15 protein-coding genes, 1 tRNA gene and 1 pseudogene are annotated in these 19386 nt (G+C 66.6%); 10 read left to right on the top strand and 7 right to left on the bottom strand.

What is annotated here, in order from left to right:
- The first annotated feature begins 16 nt into the window (after positions 1-16).
- The 4 genes from ACWEKS_RS08905 to ACWEKS_RS08890 all read left to right on the top strand — a co-directional run bounded on the left by ACWEKS_RS08905 (position 17) and on the right by ACWEKS_RS08890 (position 3456).
- Positions 17-829: a serine hydrolase domain-containing protein gene (locus ACWEKS_RS08905; RefSeq protein ID WP_452339542.1), complete on the top strand. Its 813-nt coding sequence runs from the start codon at positions 17-19 to the stop codon at positions 827-829.
- Positions 830-949: 120 nt separating this feature from the next.
- Positions 950-1483 (top strand): DUF3145 domain-containing protein, encoded by a 534-nt coding sequence (locus ACWEKS_RS08900; RefSeq protein ID WP_452339541.1) that lies wholly within the window; start codon positions 950-952, stop codon positions 1481-1483.
- Positions 1484-1497: 14 nt separating this feature from the next.
- Positions 1498-1902: a hypothetical protein gene (locus ACWEKS_RS08895; protein ID WP_452339540.1), complete on the top strand. Its 405-nt coding sequence runs from the start codon at positions 1498-1500 to the stop codon at positions 1900-1902.
- A 162-nt stretch (positions 1903-2064) separates the two neighbouring features.
- Positions 2065-3456 (top strand): FAD-binding oxidoreductase, encoded by a 1392-nt coding sequence (locus tag ACWEKS_RS08890; RefSeq protein WP_452339539.1) that lies wholly within the window; start codon positions 2065-2067, stop codon positions 3454-3456.
- 79 nt (positions 3457-3535) lie between these two features.
- On the opposite strand, the gene ACWEKS_RS08885 is transcribed toward ACWEKS_RS08890, so the two are convergent.
- From ACWEKS_RS08885 to aceE, 6 genes are all read right to left on the bottom strand, one after another.
- Entirely contained in the window at positions 3536-4966 is a 1431-nt protein-coding gene (locus tag ACWEKS_RS08885; RefSeq protein ID WP_452339538.1) for an acyl-CoA carboxylase subunit beta, read from the bottom strand.
- A gap of 172 nt (positions 4967-5138) precedes the next feature.
- Positions 5139-6389 (bottom strand): KasA/KasB family beta-ketoacyl-ACP synthase, encoded by a 1251-nt coding sequence (locus tag ACWEKS_RS08880; protein WP_379399911.1) that lies wholly within the window; start codon positions 6387-6389, stop codon positions 5139-5141.
- Positions 6390-6400: 11 nt separating this feature from the next.
- Positions 6401-6706, bottom strand: coding sequence for a meromycolate extension acyl carrier protein AcpM (acpM, locus tag ACWEKS_RS08875; RefSeq protein ID WP_033086997.1), 306 nt, complete (start codon positions 6704-6706; stop codon positions 6401-6403).
- A 99-nt stretch (positions 6707-6805) separates the two neighbouring features.
- On the bottom strand, positions 6806-7720 hold the full coding sequence (locus ACWEKS_RS08870; protein ID WP_452339537.1) for an ACP S-malonyltransferase: 915 nt from the start codon (positions 7718-7720) through the stop codon (positions 6806-6808).
- A gap of 127 nt (positions 7721-7847) precedes the next feature.
- The gene (locus tag ACWEKS_RS08865; RefSeq protein WP_379400047.1) at positions 7848-9149 is read right to left on the bottom strand and encodes a PucR family transcriptional regulator; all 1302 of its coding nucleotides are present in this window, start codon (positions 9147-9149) and stop codon (positions 7848-7850) included.
- A 45-nt stretch (positions 9150-9194) separates the two neighbouring features.
- Entirely contained in the window at positions 9195-12062 is a 2868-nt protein-coding gene (gene aceE, locus ACWEKS_RS08860) for a pyruvate dehydrogenase (acetyl-transferring), homodimeric type (RefSeq protein ID WP_452339630.1), read from the bottom strand.
- A gap of 243 nt (positions 12063-12305) precedes the next feature.
- Between aceE and ACWEKS_RS08855 the strand changes: the two genes are divergently transcribed.
- The 5 genes and pseudogenes from ACWEKS_RS08855 to ACWEKS_RS08835 all read left to right on the top strand — a co-directional run.
- Entirely contained in the window at positions 12306-12863 is a 558-nt protein-coding gene (locus ACWEKS_RS08855) for a hypothetical protein (protein ID WP_452339536.1), read from the top strand.
- Positions 12864-13023: 160 nt separating this feature from the next.
- Entirely contained in the window at positions 13024-13446 is a 423-nt protein-coding gene (locus ACWEKS_RS08850; protein ID WP_354838512.1) for a DUF3052 domain-containing protein, read from the top strand.
- Between the two features lie 108 nt (positions 13447-13554).
- Positions 13555-14019, top strand: coding sequence for a peroxiredoxin (locus ACWEKS_RS08845; protein ID WP_354838203.1), 465 nt, complete (start codon positions 13555-13557; stop codon positions 14017-14019).
- A gap of 63 nt (positions 14020-14082) precedes the next feature.
- Positions 14083-14154 (top strand) — tRNA-Val (locus tag ACWEKS_RS08840).
- 194 nt (positions 14155-14348) lie between these two features.
- A pseudogene (locus ACWEKS_RS08835) lies at positions 14349-14585 on the top strand (HD domain-containing protein); the annotation flags it as partial.
- Between the two features lie 503 nt (positions 14586-15088).
- Here ACWEKS_RS08835 and ACWEKS_RS08830 read toward each other — a convergent pair.
- On the bottom strand, positions 15089-16432 hold the full coding sequence (locus ACWEKS_RS08830; protein ID WP_452339535.1) for a serine hydrolase domain-containing protein: 1344 nt from the start codon (positions 16430-16432) through the stop codon (positions 15089-15091).
- A 520-nt stretch (positions 16433-16952) separates the two neighbouring features.
- Between ACWEKS_RS08830 and ACWEKS_RS08825 the strand changes: the two genes are divergently transcribed.
- Positions 16953-19202, top strand: coding sequence for a serine/threonine-protein kinase (locus tag ACWEKS_RS08825; RefSeq protein WP_452339534.1), 2250 nt, complete (start codon positions 16953-16955; stop codon positions 19200-19202).
- The last annotated feature ends 184 nt before the right edge of the window (positions 19203-19386 follow it).

Here is a 19386-nt window from a genome sequence, read left to right as displayed (position 1 = left end):
GCAGTACTCTCGATGTGTGCGAGCGCTGGAGCAGATTCGACAGTGGCCGGTCCGGAACGCGGCGGCGGGCGCCGTCGTCCGCGGCAAGGGCGTGGTGGACGCCGAGGGTGACACCGCGCACGTCTTCCCGCTCGCCTCGGTGACCAAACCCCTTGTGGCATACGGGGTTCTGGTGGCCGTCGAGGAGGGCGCGATCGAGCTGGACCAGCCCGCCGGGCCGCCCGGATCGACGGTGCGGCATCTGCTCGCCCACACCTCCGGCCTGGCCTTCGACACCACCGTGGTGCTGGCCCGGCCCGGCGCGAAGCGGATCTACTCCAGCGCCGGGTTCGAGGTGCTCGCGGATTTCGTTGCGGCGCAGACCGGTATCCCGTTCGACCAGTACCTGCGCGAGGCCGTCTTCGAGCCGCTGGGCATGAACTCCTCGGCGCTGGTCGGTTCGGCCGGACATGCCGGCCGCTCCTCGGTCGCAGATCTCTTGCGATTCGCCGAGGAATTGCTGGAACCTGCTGTCGTGAGTGCCGAATTGGTTTCCGAAGCAAGCGCAGTGCAATTCCCGGGATGCAATGGTGTCCTTCCCGGCTACGGGTCGCAGCGCCCCAACGACTGGGGATTGGGTTTCGAAATCCGCGCCCACAAATCGCCGCACTGGACCGGTGGCGCGAACTCGCCGCGGACCTTCGGGCACTTCGGGCAGTCCGGCACATTCCTCTGGGTGGATCCGGACATCGGCATGGCGTGTCTCGCGCTGGCGGACGAGAATTTCGGGGACTGGGCCCGAGCGGCGTGGCCGCCCCTCAGCGACGCCGTAATCGCGGAGTTCGCGTAGCGGTCGACACAGGCATCAAGTAACACACGCAACACCGGGCACTCCAGTAAACTCGGGCAACGCCGAGCTCGGAAGGGGCCGTTGGGGAAGACGTCCCTCGTCGAGCCGGAGGTGTCAGTGGTGCACGCGTCTAGTCAGTTCGCGGAGGCGACGTCTGGAGTCGTCTATATCCATTCGTCGCCGGCCGCGCTGTGCCCGCATGTCGAATGGGCTCTCACCTCCACTCTCAAGGCCCCCGCGAAACTGCGCTGGACCGCGCAGCCGGCCGATCCCGGACAGCTGCGCGCCACCACCGATTGGTGCGGCCCGGTGGGTACCGGAGGGAAATTAGCGAGAGCATTGCGGGATTGGCCCGTGCTGTATTTCGAAGTCACCGAGAACCCCAGCGAGGGCGTCGACGGCGCCCGCTTCAGCTTCGTCCCCGGCCTCGGCCTCTGGAGCGGCGCCACCGGCGCCTGCGGCGACGTCATGGTCGGTGAAATGCGCCTGCGCGCCATCGTCGCCGAGGCCCGCGCCCACGGCCGCGGCTCCGCCGCCGAGATCGCCGCGGAGATCGACCGCGCCCTCGGCACCGCCTGGGACGATATCCTCGAGCCCTACCGCCTCGGCGGCGAGGGCGCGGAGGTCACCTGGCTGCGCCGCGACGTCGGCTGATACCAGGAGGATTCGTGCGGACCACAGCGATCGCGGGTGCGGCCCTGGCCATGGCGACGGCCTTCGTCCTCACCGCCTGCAACGACAACAGCCCCACCGTCGCCTCGGGCCCCTCGTCCCACCTCGCCACCTCCGCCGCTGCCTTCCCGGCCGCCGGCCACGAAGCCGTCCAGTGCGGCGCCGGCCCCTGGGGCCTGGCGGTCGTGGCCTCCACCGCCAAGGGCGCCGGCTTCTGCCCCACCGCGCTCTCCGTCGTCACCGCCTATGCCGACCAGCGTGCCAAACAATCCACCGGCGACATCGCCGTCACCGTCGACACCGTCCGGTGGGTCTGCGGCGAACGCCCCGCCACTCCCAATCCTTATCAGGAATGCGCCAGCCAGAACGAGTCCGCCGAGAAGGTCCGCCTCCAGTCCTGACGCGGATCCGCGATGAACCCTCGGCGTCTCCCGTGCGTAACGCCGGGGTAGCGGCAGGACACCGATGGCGGTCGATGCGGTGCGGCGCCGATGGTCCGGTGCCGTCACGGGACATGGCGCGGGGTTCGCCGTGGCGGCGGAAACCATCGGAGGAGCGGGACCATGACCACTGTGGGGATCGATATCGAAGGCTTGCGGACGAGCATCGACGGCGAGGTCATCGCCCCGGGAGACGCGGAATACGATGTGGCGCGGCAGGTTTGGAACGGATGTTTCGATCGCAGACCGGCAGTGATCGTCCGGCCGGCCAGTCCGGCCGGAGTGGCGGCCGCCGTGCTGGCCGCGCGCACGGGCAACCTGGATCTGACGGTGCGCGGCGGCGGCCACAATTACGCGGGGCACGCGGTGGCCGACGGCGCCATGATGATCGACCTGCGCGCGCTGGACTCGGTCGCGGTGGACCCGGCCACCAAGCTCGCCCGCTGCGGCGGCGGCTGCACCTGGGCGCAGGTCGACGCCGCCACCACCGAGCACGCGCTGGCGGTCACGGGCGGGTTCATCAGCAGCACCGGCATCGGCGGGCTGACCCTCGGCGGTGGCATGGGCTGGCTCACCATGCGCACCGGATTGACCTGCGACAGTGTGGCTTCCGCCGAGGTGGTCACCGCCGACGGCTGTGTCGTGATCGCCGCTCCGGACGAGAATCCCGATCTGTACTGGGCGCTGCGCGGCGGCGGCGGAAACTTCGGCATCGTCACCGCCTTCACCTTCGCACTGCACGACCTGCCGCCGATCGGGCAACTGACCATGCTCTGCTGGACACCCGCCGACGCCGTCGCCGGCCTCGCAGCCGGACGCGATCTCATCGCTGCCCTCCCTACCGGCTACTGCGCCGCGATCCTGGCGGTCAGCGGCCCGCCCGAGCCCTTCGTGCCCGCAGAGCACCAGGGCCGCCCCGGATTCGTCGTGGTCGTGATCGGATTCGGGGAGCCACAGGAACTGGAGGCGGTCGTCGCACCCCTGCGGGTTGTGGCTCCCACTCCGGCCTGGGAGCTCGTCACTCCGATCCCGTACACCGCCCTGCAGCAGATGTTCGACGAGTCCTCCCCGGCGGGCCTGTTCGCCTACGAGAAGTCGCTCTACGTGGACGAGCTCACCGACGAGGTGCTCGCCACCCTCGTCGACCACTTCCCGCGCCGCAGCCTGGTCGACTCCCTGGTCCCGATCTTCCCGCTCCGCGGTGCCTACTGCGGGATTCCCAACGCCAACACCGCATTCGGCGGTTCCCGTCAACCGTGCTGGGCGATCAACATCAACGCCCTCAGCGCCGAGCCCGACGATTTCCCGGCCGAACGCGAGTGGGCCCGTGACTTCTGGGCCGCCCTGCGCCCGCACGCCCGCTCCGACGCCGGATACGTCAACTTCCTCGTCGACCACGACGAGCACCGTATCCGGGAATCCTACGGCGACAAGTACTCCCGCCTGGTCGCCCTCAAATCCGCCTGGGACCCCGACAACGTCTTCCGCCACAACGCCAACATTCCCCCCGCCTGACAGCGAAACCTGTTCCCGGCCAACGAAAAGCGGGCGGTCTCCGAGGAGACCGCCCGCTATCGCGTTGCCGCGTAACCGATTACAGCGGAATATTCTTGTTGTGCTGCGGCCGCGCCGGGGCGGCGGCCAGGGCGGCGGCGATGGTGGAGCGGGTCTTGGCGGGCTCGATGACCTCGTCCACGACACCGATCGAGATGGCGCGCTGGACGCCACCGGCGATCCGCTCGTGCTCCTCGGTCAGCCGCTCCAGCATGGCCTCGCGCTCCTCCTCCGGGGCGGCCGCGAGAGCCTTCTTGTGCAGGATGCCGACCGCGGCCTTGGCGCCCATGACCGCGACCTCGGAACCCGGCCAGGCGTACACGGCGGTAGCGCCCAGCGAGCGGGCGTTCATCGCGATGTAGGCGCCGCCGTAGATCTTGCGGGTGACCAGGGTGACGCGGGGGACACGGGCCTCGGCGAAGGCGTGCAGCAGCTTGGCGCCGCGGCGCACCACGCCCTCGAACTCCTGCGAGACGCCCGGCAGGTAGCCCGGCACGTCGGTGACGACGATCAGCGGGATACCGAAGGCGTTGCACAGGCGCACGAAACGTGAAGCCTTCTCGGCACTTTCGGAGTTGAGGCAGCCACCCAGGCGGATCGGGTTGTTGGCCAGCACACCGACGGTGCGGCCGCCGAGCCGGCCCAGACCGACCACCATGGAGCGGGCGTAGCCGCCCTGCAGCTCCTCGAAGGTGCTCTCGCCGTCGACGTTGTCGAGCAGCTCGTGGATGATCGGCTTGACGTCGTAGGCACGCTTGGCCGACTCCGGCATCATGGCCTTGAGGTCGACATCGCCGTGTTCGGCTGCGGCCAGGTCGAATTCGCCCTGCTCGGCGAACATCGAGACCAGGCGGCGCGCACGGTGCATGGCATCGGACTCGTCGTCGGCGACGATGTGGCAGACGCCGGACTTCTTGCCGTGGGTGATCGGGCCACCGAGGGTCGCCATGTCCACGCTCTCACCGGTCACCGTCTTCACGATGTCCGGGCCGGTCACGAAGACGCGGCCTTCCGGAGCCATGATGACGATGTCGGTCAGCGCGGGGCCGTAGGCGGCACCACCGGCGGCGAAGCCGAGCACCACGGAAATCTGGGGGACCTGGCCGGACGCGCGGACCATGGCCTCGAAGACCAGGCCGACGGCGTGCAGGGCCTCGACGCCCTCCGCCAGCCGGGCGCCACCCGAATGCCACAGGCCCACAACGGGAACCTTGGAATCGATGGCGGTGTCGATCGCGTCGACGATGTGCTTGCACCCCTCCACGCCCATGGCGCCGCCCATCACGGTGGCGTCGGAGCAGTAGGCGACGGTGCGGACGCCGTCGACCTCACCGATGGCGGCGAGCACACCGGACTTGTCGCGGGGGTGGAGCGGGAGAACGGTTCCGGGATCGAAGAAACGCTGCAACCGACCCAGCGGGTCACGGGGATCGGTCGTGGTGTCGGCGTGCGCGGGGGCCATTATGGTCATCGCAAACTCTCCTCATGGGGGAAAGGCGGTCGCTGAGAGCGGCTGCGAATGTCTAAGTCCCGGGGGGATTTTCGGGTGCGGGATCGTCCATCCGAAAATCCCCGCCGGGACCGCTTGTCTTACTGACCGGTAAAGCTGAGCCGGATTTCCGGTTTACCGGGATGAATCCGTGTCAGTACCGGCCGAAGGCGAGCGCGACATTGTGCCCACCGAAACCGAAGGAGTTGTTGATCGCGAACTCGATGTCCTGACGGCGAGCCTCGCCGTGCACGACATCCAGATCGATCGCCGGATCCTGGTTGTCCAGGTTCAGCGTCGGGGGGACGATGCCATCCCGGATGCTGAGCACCGTGAGTACCGACTCGAGGGCGCCGACGGCACCGATCGAGTGGCCCAGGGCCGACTTGGGAGCGTAGACCGAAGCGTGCTGCACGCCGGCCTTGTGAATCGCGTTGGCCTCCGCGGTGTCACCGATCGGGGTGGCAGTCGCGTGGGCGTTGACATGGGTCACGTCCTTGGGGGACAACCCGGCGGTCTGCATCGCGCGCTGCATGGCGCGAGCCGCACCACTGCCCTCCGGATCGGGGGCCACCAGGTGGAACCCGTCGGAGGTGATACCCGCGCCCATGAGCCGGGCGTGGATGGTGGCGCCACGAGCCTTGGCGTGCTCCTCGGTCTCGATGACCATGAGCGCGCCCGCTTCGCCGAAGACGAAGCCGTCGCGATCCTTGTCGAAGGGGCGCGAAGCCGCCTTCGGATCGTCGTTGCGGGTCGACATGGCCCGCATCATGGAGAACGCGGCGATCGGCACCGAGTCGATGAAGCCCTCGACGCCGCCGGTGACCATGATGTCGGCGTCACCCATGACGATCATCCGCCACGCGTTGGCAATGCCCTCCGAACCCGACGAACACGCCGAGACCGGAGTGATCACACCCGCGCGGGCCTTGAGCTCGAGACCGACGACGGCGGACGGACCGTTCGGCATGACCATCTGAACAGCCAGCGGCGAAATCTTGCGATAGCCACCGTTCTTCAGCTTGTCCACCGAATCGATCAGCGCGTCGCCGCCGCCGAGACCGGTGCCGATGGCCACACCCAGCCGCAGCGGGTCAACCTCGGGAGAGCCGGCGTTCTTCCACACCTCGCGACCGAGCACGGTCGCCAGTCGCTCGACGTACGCCATGCGACGGATCTCGACCCGATCGAGCAGCGTGTCCGGCGACACCTTCAGGTGGCCGCCGATTCGAACTGGAAGGTCGTACTCCGCAATGAAGTCGTCCTCGAGAGTGTCGATGCCGCTCTCGCCATTGAGGAGGCCCTTCCACGTCGCATCGACGTCACCGGCGATCGACGTGGTCGCCGCCATGCTCGTTACGACGACGTTGGGAAAGTTCCCGTTCAAGGTGGAAGGAGTGGTCACGGTGTCGGTTCCTACTCGCCCTCGGCGCCGAACTTGGCCTTCAGCTCAGCGGCCGCGTCGGAGTTCTCGGCCTCGAGCTTCTGGATGTACGCCACCGCGTCGCCAACGGTCTTCAGGCTCGCCAGGTCCTCGTCGGGGATCTTGACGCCGTACTTGTCCTCGGTCTGGACGGCGATCTCGACCATCGACAGCGAGTCGATGTCCAGGTCGTCGACGAAGGACTTCTCGATGGTCACCTCGGAGGGCTCGATACCGGTCACCTCTTCGATGATCTTCCCGAGCTCTTCGACGATCTGTTCCTGGGTCAGAGCGGCCACTGTGGTGGCTCCCTTCTTATTTCCTGTAGAGGGTGGATTTTCAATTGTTTGCGACCCGGTTGCTCCATCGCCGTTGATAGGAGCGGGCCGCGAGCCAAGCTAGCTTGCCGCGGTGAGTTCGGCGAGCGCGGGGAGGTCCGCGGGTGTCTTCAGCGCCAGATTCGGGGTGCCCTTGAGCTCCCGCTTGGCGATGCCGACCAGGGTGCCCGCCGGCGGCAACTCTGCCACCGCGGAAACCCCTGCCGCACGGATCGTTTCAGTGCACAGATCCCAGCGCACGGGGCGCGTGACCTGGGCAGCGAGCTTGTCGACCGCGTCCTGGCCGGAGCTGACCGGCTGCCCGTCGAAGTTCGACAGCAGGGTCCGGACCGGCGCGCTGGGCGCGATCTTGGCAATGGCCTCCGCGACCGCGTCCTGGGCCGGAGCCATGAACGCGGTGTGGAAGGCGCCGGCGACCGGCAGTGCACGGACGCGGGCCTTTTCGGGCGGGTTCGCGGCAAGGGCTTCGAGCGCCTCGAGCTTACCCGCGGCCACGATCTGACCCACCGCATTGCGGTTGGCCGGAATCAGGCCGAGTTCATCGAGACGAGCGAGCACCTCCGCTTCGTCCCCACCGAGCACCGCGGACATACCGGTCGGCTCGAGTGCGCAAGCTTTGGCCATTTCCGCTCCGCGGATGGCGGCCAGGACCACCGCGTCGTCGGCGGAGATGACTCCGGCGACGGCAGCGGCGGCGAATTCGCCGACCGAGTGTCCGGCGACGACTGTATCCGCGGGAAGCGAATCCCGCGGGATTTCCGCGAAAGCCATGAGGGCAGCCGCGACGACGAGCGGCTGGGTGACGGCCGTGTCGACGATTTCATCGGCGGTCGCAGTCGTGCCCAACCGCAGCAAGTCCAGCCCCGAGGCCTTCGACCACAGCGCGATACGGTCCGCAGCGCCGGGAAGATCGAGCCAAGGGGTGAGCATGCCGGGAGTCTGAGAGCCCTGTCCAGGGGCGAGCAATGCGATCACGACTTAAGAAAACACTGTGAGGCCGCTCTCACGAGATGTCGGCGCGAATGAAGCTTGCTTGGCAGTTTTGTGAGGAGTCCACAAAAGACCACGTGGGCTGGCCGGATCGCCCGATGCTCGAATCTCGTTACACCCCATCCTTAGGATCTGTGATGGGAGTCACATCAGTGGCAGGAGTAGGTGATTCGTTACGAGTTCGTGTCAGCCGACCTACTGTGGCCGCGATACGTAACACATAGGCATCACGCGGGTTCATCGGATCCCGGCCCGTGATGTCGGCGATTCGCTTGAGTCGATAGCGCACCGTATTTGGATGAACGAACAGCTGGCGGGCGCAGGTCTCGACGGCTCCACCGCAATCCAGATAGGCGTCCAGCGTGTCCGATAGATCGGCGCTGGCGGCGGCCAACGGTAACACGAGGTGCTCGTTCAGGGCGTCTATGGCCGCGCGGTCGCCGAGCAGGGCGCGTTCGGGCAGGAGCTCGGAGGCGTGCACCGGGCGTGGCGCACCCCGCCAGCCCACCACGGCCTCCATGCCGGCCATCGCCTCCACCGAGCTGACGTGCGCGGCGGACAGTGCCCGCATGGTCGGGCCGATCACCACCGGGCCCTCGGAGAAGGCCTCGGCGAGCAGGTCGGCCAGGAACTGCGACGGATACATCGGGTCGCCGAGATGTCCGCTGACTACCATCACCAGCCGCGAACCCTGCACCACGGCGAGCGCGTTGCGGCCGTGCCGGCCGGCCACACTATGTACGGAACTGACAACAGCCACCTGATCCTTGGGGGGAGTACCCACAAGGACCGTCGCCGGGGCGGTCGCATCCCAATTGAGAGTGGCCGCACGGGAGAGCATCTCGGGGCCGGTGTCGCCGCGCACCACGGCATCGACGACCAGGGCCTCCAATCGGGTGTCCCACGCGCCGCGCGACTCCGCGGCCGAGGCGTACACCGAGGCGGCGGCGAAGCCGAGCTCCCGCCCGTACCGCAGCACCGCCTCGGTGAGCGCCACCAGCTGACGGTCGTTGCGCGCCAGGGCCGGCAGCCACTGCTCGAAGAACTCCATGGCCACCCGGACCATGTCGACGGTCTGGCGCAGCGTCAGCCGCCGCGCCAGATCGTCCGGAATCACTTGGAAGGCATCGAGACTGAAGCGGATATCCGACTCCGGGTCCTGCAGCCACTCCAGGAAGTTCACCACCGCCGTCTGCACCAGCATCTGGACGCCGGCCCGCTGGGCGGCATCCAGATTGGCGAAGAACGGCAACCGATCCTGCATCGAGGCCACGGCCTCGGTGGACAGGCGACCGGAGAACTGCTTGACCCGTTTCAGGAGGGTGTCCGGAAGCGGGTCGCGCGTCTGCCGATTCGGGGAGAGCGCGCCGGTCGGGAGATAGACCTCGTGGGATGAGGTGCCCTCTTCGTTGATCCGGCGCGGCCTCGGCGGTTTACGTTCCACGGTATTTATGTTCGGTTATGCGTCGCCGCCTTCGGTACCGGGTGCCGCCTTCGGCGCGGCGTTCACGTCGTCGATGGCGTAGCGGCGTGCCGCCTCGGCCACCGTGGCGGGTGAAATCCGGCCCTGAGCAGCGAGACCCTGCAGCGCGGCGACCACGATGGACGCGGCATCCACATTGAAGACGCGGCGCGCTGCCGGGCGGGTGTCGGAGAAACCGAAACCATCCGTACCGAGGGTGATGTATTCGGCCGGCACCCACTGGCGGATCTGGTCGGGCACCGCGCGCATCCAGTCGGAGGCGGCGACGACCGGGCCCTGCGCCTTGGACAGCACCTCGGTGATGTAGGGCAGGCCCGGATCCTGGTCGGGGTGACGGAGTTTGGCGATCTCCTTCGCGAGGGCCTCCTTGCGGAGCTCACCCCACGAGGTCACCGAGTAGACATCGGCCTGCACACCCCACTCCTGGGCCAGCATCTCCTGTGCGCGCATGCCGTCGGGCATGGTGACGCCCGCGACCAGGATGTTGGCGCGCAGGTCGCCGGCGCCGCCGGGACGGTACAGGTAGATGCCCTTGAGCAGACCCGCCACATCCAGGTTCTCCGGCTCGGCCGGCTGGACGTAGGGCTCGTTGTAGAGGGTGATGTAGTAGAAGATGTCCTCGCCGCCGAATTCGTGGTGCACCGAACGCGATTCGGGATCGGTGCCGGGCAGCGCCTCCTGGTAGCCCTGGGCCGGGCCGCCGCCGTACATGCGGCGCATGCCGTCGCGCACGATGTGGGCGATCTCGAAGGAGAAGGCCGGATCGTAGGCGACACAGGCCGGGTTGGTGGACGCCAGCAGCAGCGAGTGACCGTCGTTGTGCTGCAGGCCCTCACCGGTGAGCGTGGTTCGCCCGGCGGTAGCTCCGAGCACGAAGCCGCGCGCCATCTGATCCGCCGCCGCCCACAGGCCGTCACCCGTGCGCTGGAAGCCGAACATCGAATAGAAGATGTAGAGCGGGATCATCGGCTCGCCGTGGGTGGCGTAGGAGGTGCCGACCGCGGTGAAGCTCGCGGTGGAACCGGCCTCGTTGATGCCCTCGTGCAGGATCTGGCCGACGCTCGACTCTTTGTAGGCAAGCATCAAATCCGCGTCGACCGATGTGTACAACTGGCCGTTGCGGTTGTAGATCTTCAACGAGGGGAACCACGAGTCCATACCGAAGGTGCGGGCCTCGTCGGGGATGATCGGGACGATGCGCTTGCCGATCTCCTTGTCGCGCAACAGCTCCTTCATCAGGCGCACGAACGCCATGGTGGTGGCCACCGACTGCTTGCCCGAACCCTTGCGGACCGAACGGTAGGCCTCGTCGCCGGGCAGTTGCAGCGGCTTTGCCAGCGTGCGGCGCTCGGGGACGAAACCGCCCAGCTGCTTGCGGCGATCCATCATGTACTGGATCTCGGGCGCGTCCTGGCCGGGGTGGTAGTACGGCGGCAGGTACGGATTGGCCTCGAGCTCGGCGTCGGTGATCGGAATGCGCTGCACGTCGCGGAACGCCTTCAGATCGTCGAGGGTCATCTTCTTCATCTGGTGCGTGGCATTGCGGGCCTCGAAGTGCTTGCCCAGGCCGTAGCCCTTGATGGTCTTGGCCAGGATGACCGTCGGCTGACCCTTGTGCGCCATGGCCGCGGCGTAGGCGGCATAGATCTTGCGGTAGTCGTGGCCACCGCGCTTGAGGTTCCAGACCTCGGCGTCGGACAGGCCCTTGACCAGTTCCTTGGTGCGCGGGTCGCGGCCGAAGAAATGCTCGCGCACGTAGGCGCCGTCATTGGCCTTGTAGGTCTGGTAGTCGCCGTCGGGCGTGCTGTTCATCAGGTTCACCAGCGCGCCGTCGCGGTCGGCCTGCAGCAGGGCGTCCCACTCCCGGCCCCAGACCACCTTGATGACATTCCAGCCGGCGCCGCGGAAGAACGACTCCAGCTCCTGAATGATCTTGCCGTTGCCGCGAACCGGGCCGTCGAGGCGCTGCAGGTTGCAGTTTATGACGAAGGTCAGGTTGTCCAGGCCCTCGTTGGCGGCCACCTGGATCAGGCCGCGCGACTCCGGCTCGTCCATCTCGCCGTCGCCGAGGAACGCCCAGACGTGCTGGTCCGCGGTGTCCTTGAGGCCGCGGTCGTGCAGGTAGTGGTTGAAGCGGGCCTGGTAGATGGCGTTCATCGGGCCCAGACCCATTGACACCGTGGGGAATTCCCAGAAGTCCGGCATCAGGCGCGGGTGCGGGTAGGACGAGAGGCCGTGGCCCGGGCCGCCGTGGCTGTACTCCTGGCGGAAGCCGTCCATCTGGTCCGTGGTGAGGCGGCCTTCGAGGAAAGCGCGGGCATAGATGCCGGGGGAGGCGTGGCCCTGGATGAACACCTGGTCGCCGCCGCCCGCGTGGTCCTTGCCGCGGAAGAAGTGGTTGAAACCGACCTCGTAGAGCGCCGCCGAGGACGCGTAGGTCGAAATGTGGCCGCCCACACCGATTCCCGGCCGCTGGGCGCGGTGCACCATGACCGCGGCGTTCCAGCGGATGTAGGCGCGGAAGCGGCGCTCCACCTCCTCGTCGCCGGGGAACCACGGCTCGTTCTCGGTGGGGATGGTGTTGACGTAGTCGGTGGAGGTCAGCGCGGGGATGGCGACATGGCGCTCACCGGCGCGTTCGAGCAGGCGCAGCATGAGGTAGCGGGCGCGGCCGGGGCCCTCGCGGGTGAGCATTTCGTCGAAGGAGTCGAGCCATTCACTGGTCTCCTCCGGGTCGATGTCCGGCAGGTATGACGCCACCCCCTCGCGAATCACTCGAACCCGGCCTCCCGCCGGGGATTTGCGTGCCGATCCATTGGTGGAATTCGACGAAGTCGGGTGCATCAAGTCGGTCAAGACGTTTGCTCCTCGTACACATGGGGTGGGACATCTGGTGTGGCGTCAATACCCCGGATATCCGCTGGTGGGCGGCATACCCGTAACGATTGGTCTGGGGCGCATCTCACATCCTTGCCGATGATGCGGCCCAGGTCATCATGTCAGCCGGAAATCCAGTACGGTTGCGCAGGGAATCGCGCCGCTCGCGACGCCATCCGACACCGCCGGGCTGGATCGGGGAGGAACCAAGTGAAGCTGCTGAACCCGCGGGGGTTCGGACTGGTGTGCGCGTCCGCGGCGGTGGCGGGGGGATTGGTACTGGCCGGGTGCGCGAACACGGTCGAGGGTACTCCGACGGCGAATCAGGTTCAGGTGACGTCGTACAAGGCCGAGGCCGCGTCGTCCTCGGCCGCCGCCGCCTCCTCGAAGGCGGCCGCGGCGACCGCCAAGGCGACCGCCGACAACTGCGATCCGTTCCGCAAGATCACCGGGACCGCTGTCGATCGCTACAACGAGTTCGTCGACGCGCACGACGGAAGCGCGGCCGACCAGATCGCCAAACGCGACACGGCGGCGTCCGCGCTCGAGGACGCCGCGAAGACGGTCGAGACCCAGGTGGGTGCGTCCGGCGCGGACCTGCAGGCGGATCTGGGGCAGAAGTTCACCGACTACGTGACCGCGGCGCGGTCGCTGGCCGCGGAGGTGCGGAAGATGACGACCAGCTCGTCGGTGTCGCCGCTGAACGACGCGAGTCGCAAGGTCAACGACGCTCTGACCGCGGTCCGGAACGCTTGCCCGGCCAAGTGAATCGGGCCGTTCAGATGGTGTGAAACCGGGCTGTCCAATGGATCTCAACGGTCTCACATACGACATTTAGGGTGCGATTTCGGCCGATCGGCTTGCGCTGGGGGCTTTTACCATGTTCGCTTGCAACTACCTATTGTCGGGAGTTGAGGAGGACACCACCGTGGTCGCCGCGGCGGACGCGCAGAACTACGCTCAGAAGCTTGGCATTTCACACGACATGGTGGTTCAGGAACTGGGCTGGGACGAAGATACCGACGACGCGCTTCGCGCCGAGATCGAGGAAGCCACCGGTTCCGAGCTGCTCGACGAAGACACCGACGAGGTGGTCGACGTCGTGCTGCTGTGGTGGCGTGAGGGTGACGGTGACCTGGTGGACGAGCTGCTGAACGTGATCACCCCGCTAGCCGACGACGGCGTCGTCTGGGTGCTCACCCCCAAGACCGGTCAACCCGGCCATGTCGATCCGAGCGAAATCGGCGAGTCGGCGACCCCCGCCGGCCTCACCGCGACCACCCCGGTCTCCCTGGGCACCTGGACGGGCACCAAACTCACCCAGCCCAAGACACCTTCCAAGCAGCGCTGAGGCCTCCACTAAGGTTTCAGGTAAGCCGAGTGACAACGGTGGATTCCGCGTGTCTCCACGCCGCGTCGCTCGGTGCTGCGCTCAGTACATGAGGATGGAGGGGAAGGTATGCCGCTCGAGGTCGGTTCGGTCGCACCGGACTTCACGCTGAAGGACCAGAACAATCAGGAAGTCACGCTGTCGAGCTTCCGCGGCGAGAAGAACGTCCTGATCGTCTTCTACCCCCTGGCCTTCACCGGTATCTGCCAGGGCGAACTCTGCAAGGTCCGGGACGAACTCCCCAAGTTCCAGAACGACAACGCCGAGATCCTCGCCATCTCCGTGGGCCCCCCGCCCACCCACAAGATCTGGGCAGCCGAACAGGGCTACACCTTCCCCCTCCTCTCCGACTTCTGGCCGCACGGCGCCGTGGCCCAGACCTACGGCGTCTTCAACGAGAAATCCGGCTACCCCAACCGCGGCACCTTCGTCGTCGACAAGGACGGCATCGTCCGCTTCGCCGAGATGAACGGCCCGGGCGAGCCCCGTGACCAGCACGCTTGGGAAAAAGCCCTCGCCACACTAGATTCATAACCCGTTGCCCGGACATCCACATCCGGCGCACCGATCCGACCCCGGGCCCCGCCCGGGCAGTTGGGGCGTATAGCTCAGCGGTAGAGCACTGGTTTTACACACCAGCGGTCGGGGGTTCGATCCCCTCTGCGCCCACTCTGTTTGTACAGGTCAATCGGCCTACAGCTTGCCCCATGATCAGCGGCGAATTCGTCGTCCTCGAGGTGCCGCTCGGGGCTCGGGCCGGGCTTCGGCAACTTGATATCCACGCACGGGTTTTCGTGGATCAATTTGGCCTTTCGGGCCGATTTCATTGAGCCAGTGAGTAGGTCGGTAGCACTTGTCGACAGTTGTGGGTGCCAGCGGCCCGGAATCTTGCGGAGGTTCATCTCGCTACGGCGTTGCCGCGGCGATGGCGACATGTCAACGGCGTTGCCCGCCAGGGTACTCGGATCGCGTCAGCCTTCGGGGCCGAAGCGGACGTTCTCGTCGCGGCGTGCTGGCTTCATGACATCGGATACGCACCGTCGTTGGCTACCACAGGGTTTCACCCACTGGATGGGGCGGTGTTCCTGCGTGACCGAGGCGGTTATCGCCGCGGCCAGCGCCATTGCCGAACTGTGGCGATACCTGGTCCGTGCGACCCGGCTCGATGTTTCGATCAGCCCGCTGATGCGTACGTGGTGGTTGGCAATCTCCTGGTCTCGGCCCGCAGTGCGACGCAGACGTTCGTCCAGCTTCGTGACTGGGCCCTTCAACAGCTCGGCCTTCCGGAGGTTGATCGGTACAAGTCACGGTTGTTGAGCGGCGCCGGCTACGACGAGACTCATCGAAGCATCTTGGTGTCAGGTGCGGATGTTGCGTTCAGGGAGTGCGCCACCTCTGGTGGCGTGTTCGCACGACCGGGCGCGCTCAGTGCGGGAGGCAAGTCAGGTGCGACCGTGGCGGTTTCGAGCACGCGAGTTTCAGCACCAGCCGGATGCGCAGCGCGGCACTGCCGGTGTGTCGAGGTTGGGGACCACAACAGTGGGTGACCATTTCTTCGCGCACGGCGCGAAGGAGGGCGATATCCCTTTCTTCGGCATGTGATTCAGCGGATGCCGGGCGTGCGCGGGTCCGGACCGAGGCAGGCTTGAATGACGCAGCCCGGCGCGGTATCCGCGAACGGCGGTGCCAACGGGTAGTTCAGGCAGCTGAAGACATTGCAGCCCGGATATGCCGCGGGCCCGACACCGAAGACCGCGATCAGCAGATTCGTATCCACGTTCGAATCCGCGCGCAGCGGCGGTTCGACATACGGACCGGGATCGGGCACCAGATGGTCTTGGAATGCCGCGAACAATCTGCGGAAGAATTCGTGCGCCAGCTCCGTGGTGTCCTCCAGGGCCTCCTCGATGCCCTGGTTGCTGACACTTCCGAAGAGTCCGGTCCACATCACCGTCAAATCCAGACTCGGCACGATGAAGATGTTCTGCATGCCGCCTCCGACCATGAAATACACGTCAGCGGGCTGGAAGTTCTGGGACTCTTCGCATCCGAGGCCGATCCAGAGCAGGTAGCCAAAGCACTTGTTCGCTGGTGACGGCTGGCGTGCCATGCGCAGATAGGTCTCGGAGACGAGTTGCTGTGTGCCCCAGCGCCCGTTATTGCTCACCAGCAGACCGAGCTTCGCGAAATCGTTCGGCGGGATCATCAGATGGGCATAACCGTAGGTGTGCCCGGCGCGATCGCGCGCCCAGTAATAATCACCGCGTTCGATACCGAGCGGATCGAACAGCTCACGCTGCGCGAACTGCTGAAATGGCTCGCCGATGGCCAACTCGATGACATAGGCGAGCAGATCGACATCGCGCTCGCTGTAGCTGTATACCGCACCCGGCGGATTCTCCAACGGCACCCCGAGCGCCTGCACGGCACCATTCGGATCGATCGGAATCACCCCGGTGACACCCTCGGTAAGTATATCCGCCGCCAGGCCGGACGATTCGGTCAGCAGATTCTCCACGGTGATCGACCGATGCTGCTCATCACCCAGTCCGGGCGGCAGATACCGATCGATCGGCGCCTCGAGATCGAGTTTCCCCTGATCCCAGGCTATTCCGGCGAGCAGGGAGACAACGCTCTTCGTCGCACTCCAGATATTCCACGCGACATTGCCGGTCTCGTCGTTCGTCGGCCCCTCACCGATCAGGCAGTTGTGCCGGAACACCTGCACATTCAACCGATTACGCCCACTGGCGAACGTCAAGGCGTCCGCGAGCAGTCCCGAATCCAGTCCAACCTGTTCCGGAGCCGCCCGTTCCGGGTCCCGCCCGGACGACACCTCACACGACAGCTGCTCGGTGGGCGCGGCCTGCGCACCCCCGGCGAAAACGCTCCCAGCGACCATCGATATCGCCGCAGTTCCGGCCAGGAATCTGTAGATGCGACCCATAGCTGGAGGCTATCGCTCCCGACAGTGCCGGAGGGGACAACAGGCTGAATAAGGTTCAGCCGAATGCAAACCGGGCGTACCGCTCAACGTCGAATATTCCAAGATTCCTCTTCGAGGACATCAGCGGCGTGTTCGTGCCGTGAACCCATCCTGCGCCCATGGCGAGGACCGTGAGTCCGGTCAGTACCGACGCTGTGGGCGGTGACGATCCGATGACCGCGCACCTCGCGGTGCCGCCTGAGGTATCAGGGCGTGTGCCATGACCGATCCGGTCACCCGCGACGCCGCCGACCGTCCGCGGGCGGTGCGCTTCCGTTGGTGTCGGGGTCGATCTTCGTGCACGTGTCCTGTTAGGCCGACACTCCGGACACGATGAACGCCCAGGGTGGGGCTCCTTGGTAGGGGGGTGGACAGCTGGCAGCAGCGGTGTAAGGCTATTGATGAAGTGCCGATCATCCACCTGAGGGATCCAATACCCCTTGTTGGGGAGGCGGGATCAACCGCTTCGAGGCGAGCGACGATGGATAAGGACCTCGGCGCGAGCGCATTCGACCCCGGTGCCGCCCGCGCGACTGCAACGCAGACCGCGTTGAAGACTCTGGTTGCCCAGTTCGCCGAGGACTGGCACTCATCGAGCGAACCACCCGATCTGTCGATCCACCTGCCGGCCGAGCCCGCGCTACGGCGGTCCACGTTGATCGAACTGATCAAAGTGGATCTGCACGAACGGTGGCGGCGCAGCGACCACGCGCTGCGCCTTGCCGACTATCGCGAACAGTTCCCGGAACTGGGCACTGCACCGCTACCGCCGGATCTCATCTACGAGGAGATCAGTGCCCGCAGCTGTCGCAACGACATCGACCTCACCGAGTACGAGCACGACTATCCGACCCAAATGGCCCGTATCACCGAGACTTTCGATGTCGGCGGCGTGCGCAGTACGCTGCTGGCCGACCCCACGGCAGTCGATGCTCTCGACTCCATCAATACGGGCACGTCCCTCGACGATTTCGATCTGCTGCTGCCGCTGGGCCGCGGCGCGTTCGCGCGCGTATTCCTGGCTCGGCAGCGATCGCTGAGCCGACTGGTAGCTGTGAAGATCTCCCGCGACCGCGGCACCGAACCGCAGACGCTGGCCCAGCTCGACCACGACCATATCGTCCGCGTCTTCGATCAGCGTCAGATCACTGAACAGCATCTGAAGCTGATGTACATGCAGTTCGTGCCCGGCGGCACCCTCCTGGGCGTGCTGCGACTGCTGCGGCGCACCCCACCGGCCGAACGCAGCGGCAAGCTGCTGCTGGCGGCTATCGACGCCGCCACCACGACCACGGGCGTGCTCGCGCCGCAGCCCTCGCCCGCGCGCGCGGAACTGGAACAGCTCACCTGGCCGGAAACCGTGGCCTGGCTGGGCGCCCGGCTGGCCGCTGCGCTCGACTACGCCAATCGCCACGGTGTGCTGCACCGCGACATCAAACCCGCAAATGTGCTGTTGACCGCCGACGGTCAGCCCAAGCTGGCCGATTTCAACATCAGCTTCAGCCGGCATCTGCCCGGTGCGAACCCCGTCGCCTACTTCGGCGGCTCCCTGCGCTACATGTCCCCCGAACAGCTCGAGGCCTGTCACCCCAACGTGGCCACCACTGCCGCCGATCTGGACACCCGCAGCGACCTCTACGCACTGGCGGTGGTCCTGTGGGAACTGCTCACCGGACTGCGACCGTTCGACGACGGAGACGGGGCCGGCGAATCGGAGCAGTCGCTGCAGGCGATGATCGATCGACGCCACCGGCCCGTCGACGCGACTCTGGAGGCCGAGCTGCCCCCTGACTGTCCGGCCTTACTGCGTCACGCGCTGCTCACCTGCCTTGCGCCCGACCCCGCCGACCGCTACCCCAGTGGTGCCGAACTGGCCCAGCGGCTCGAATTGAGCCAGGACCGGGCCGCCCGCGACCTGGTCGACCCGCCCGCACACAGCCTGCGGGCACGGCTGCGCATGCGGCCGATTCCGGTGGTGCTTCCGACAGGCATGTTCGGCCAGGTCGCGGCCGGACTGTACCTTTCGGCGCACAATGTCCGGCTGATCCAACTCGAACTGGGCTCCGAGGCTGCCGGGCGGCTGACCCACCTGGGTTACGTGGTGATCGCGATCTCCTATCCGGTCGCCATCGCCGGACTGCTGTACTGGTGCCGCAACGTCTTCCTAGTGCCCGACGGCCTGCGCCGCGGCAAACACTTCGACGAGACCACCCTCGCCCGTGCGCGCGCCGACGCCCTCGCCTGCGGCGACCGGATCGCGGCGGTCGCGTTCATCGGATGGATCCTGGCCATGGGCATCTTCCTGGTGAAACTGCTGTCACTGGGGCCGGTGCCGGGCGGGCTGCTGGCCAATCTGATCGCCTCGAGCCTCGTCGCAGCCACGGTAGCGGTCGTGTACACGTACTTTCCGGCCACCTTCTTCGTGCTGCGCTGGTACTACCCGGGTTTGGTCGCCGCCGGGCACTTGTCCCCCGACGACGCCACCCGGCTGCATCGGCTGATCCAACGCAGCCGTGTGTACCTCGGTGTGGCGGCATCGGTTCCGCTGTTGGGCGTGCCGTTAGGGCTGATGTTCTTGACTCCGCAACAGCAGCACACGGTGATCGGCTCGATGGTAGCCCTCTGTGTCGGTGGGCTTATCGCCTTCGCCGTCGCCCTGCGCACCTTCTACGCCCTGCAATCGGATCTGGCGGCCCTCAAGCGCATCGTGGATCCCCATTCTCACACCTGACCATGGATGGCCATACGACCGAGATCGGCTGATCTCGAGCCGCGGAGCCGAGATGACCATTACACCGGAACAGGTCCGTCGCGCTCGGCTCGGATAGGACCGAGCCCGCAGGCCGGTTGCGTGGGGATCCCGGCTGTGGGGCGCGTTCGACTTCCGGCCGAGATGATCTCTGCCGGTTGGTCTT

The organism is Nocardia sp. NPDC004711, assembly GCF_053601595.1.
Note: the sequence above shows the minus strand (reverse complement) of the source record. Positions and strands in the feature narration are given on the sequence as shown.

Bases quoted from the DNA above. Each gene is read 5' to 3' on its own strand.
- ACWEKS_RS08830 (WP_452339535.1), bottom strand. From the start codon at position 16,432: ATGGGTCGCATCTACAGATTCCTGGCCGGAACTGCGGCGATATCGATG.
- ACWEKS_RS08845 (WP_354838203.1), top strand. From the start codon at position 13,555: ATGCCGCTCGAGGTCGGTTCGGTCGCACCGGACTTCACGCTGAAGGAC.
- aceE (WP_452339630.1), bottom strand. From the start codon at position 12,062: ATGCACCCGACTTCGTCGAATTCCACCAATGGATCGGCACGCAAATCC.
- ACWEKS_RS08825 (WP_452339534.1), top strand. From the start codon at position 16,953: ATGGATAAGGACCTCGGCGCGAGCGCATTCGACCCCGGTGCCGCCCGC.
- ACWEKS_RS08885 (WP_452339538.1), bottom strand. From the start codon at position 4,966: ATGACCATAATGGCCCCCGCGCACGCCGACACCACGACCGATCCCCGT.
- ACWEKS_RS08890 (WP_452339539.1), top strand. From the start codon at position 2,065: ATGACCACTGTGGGGATCGATATCGAAGGCTTGCGGACGAGCATCGAC.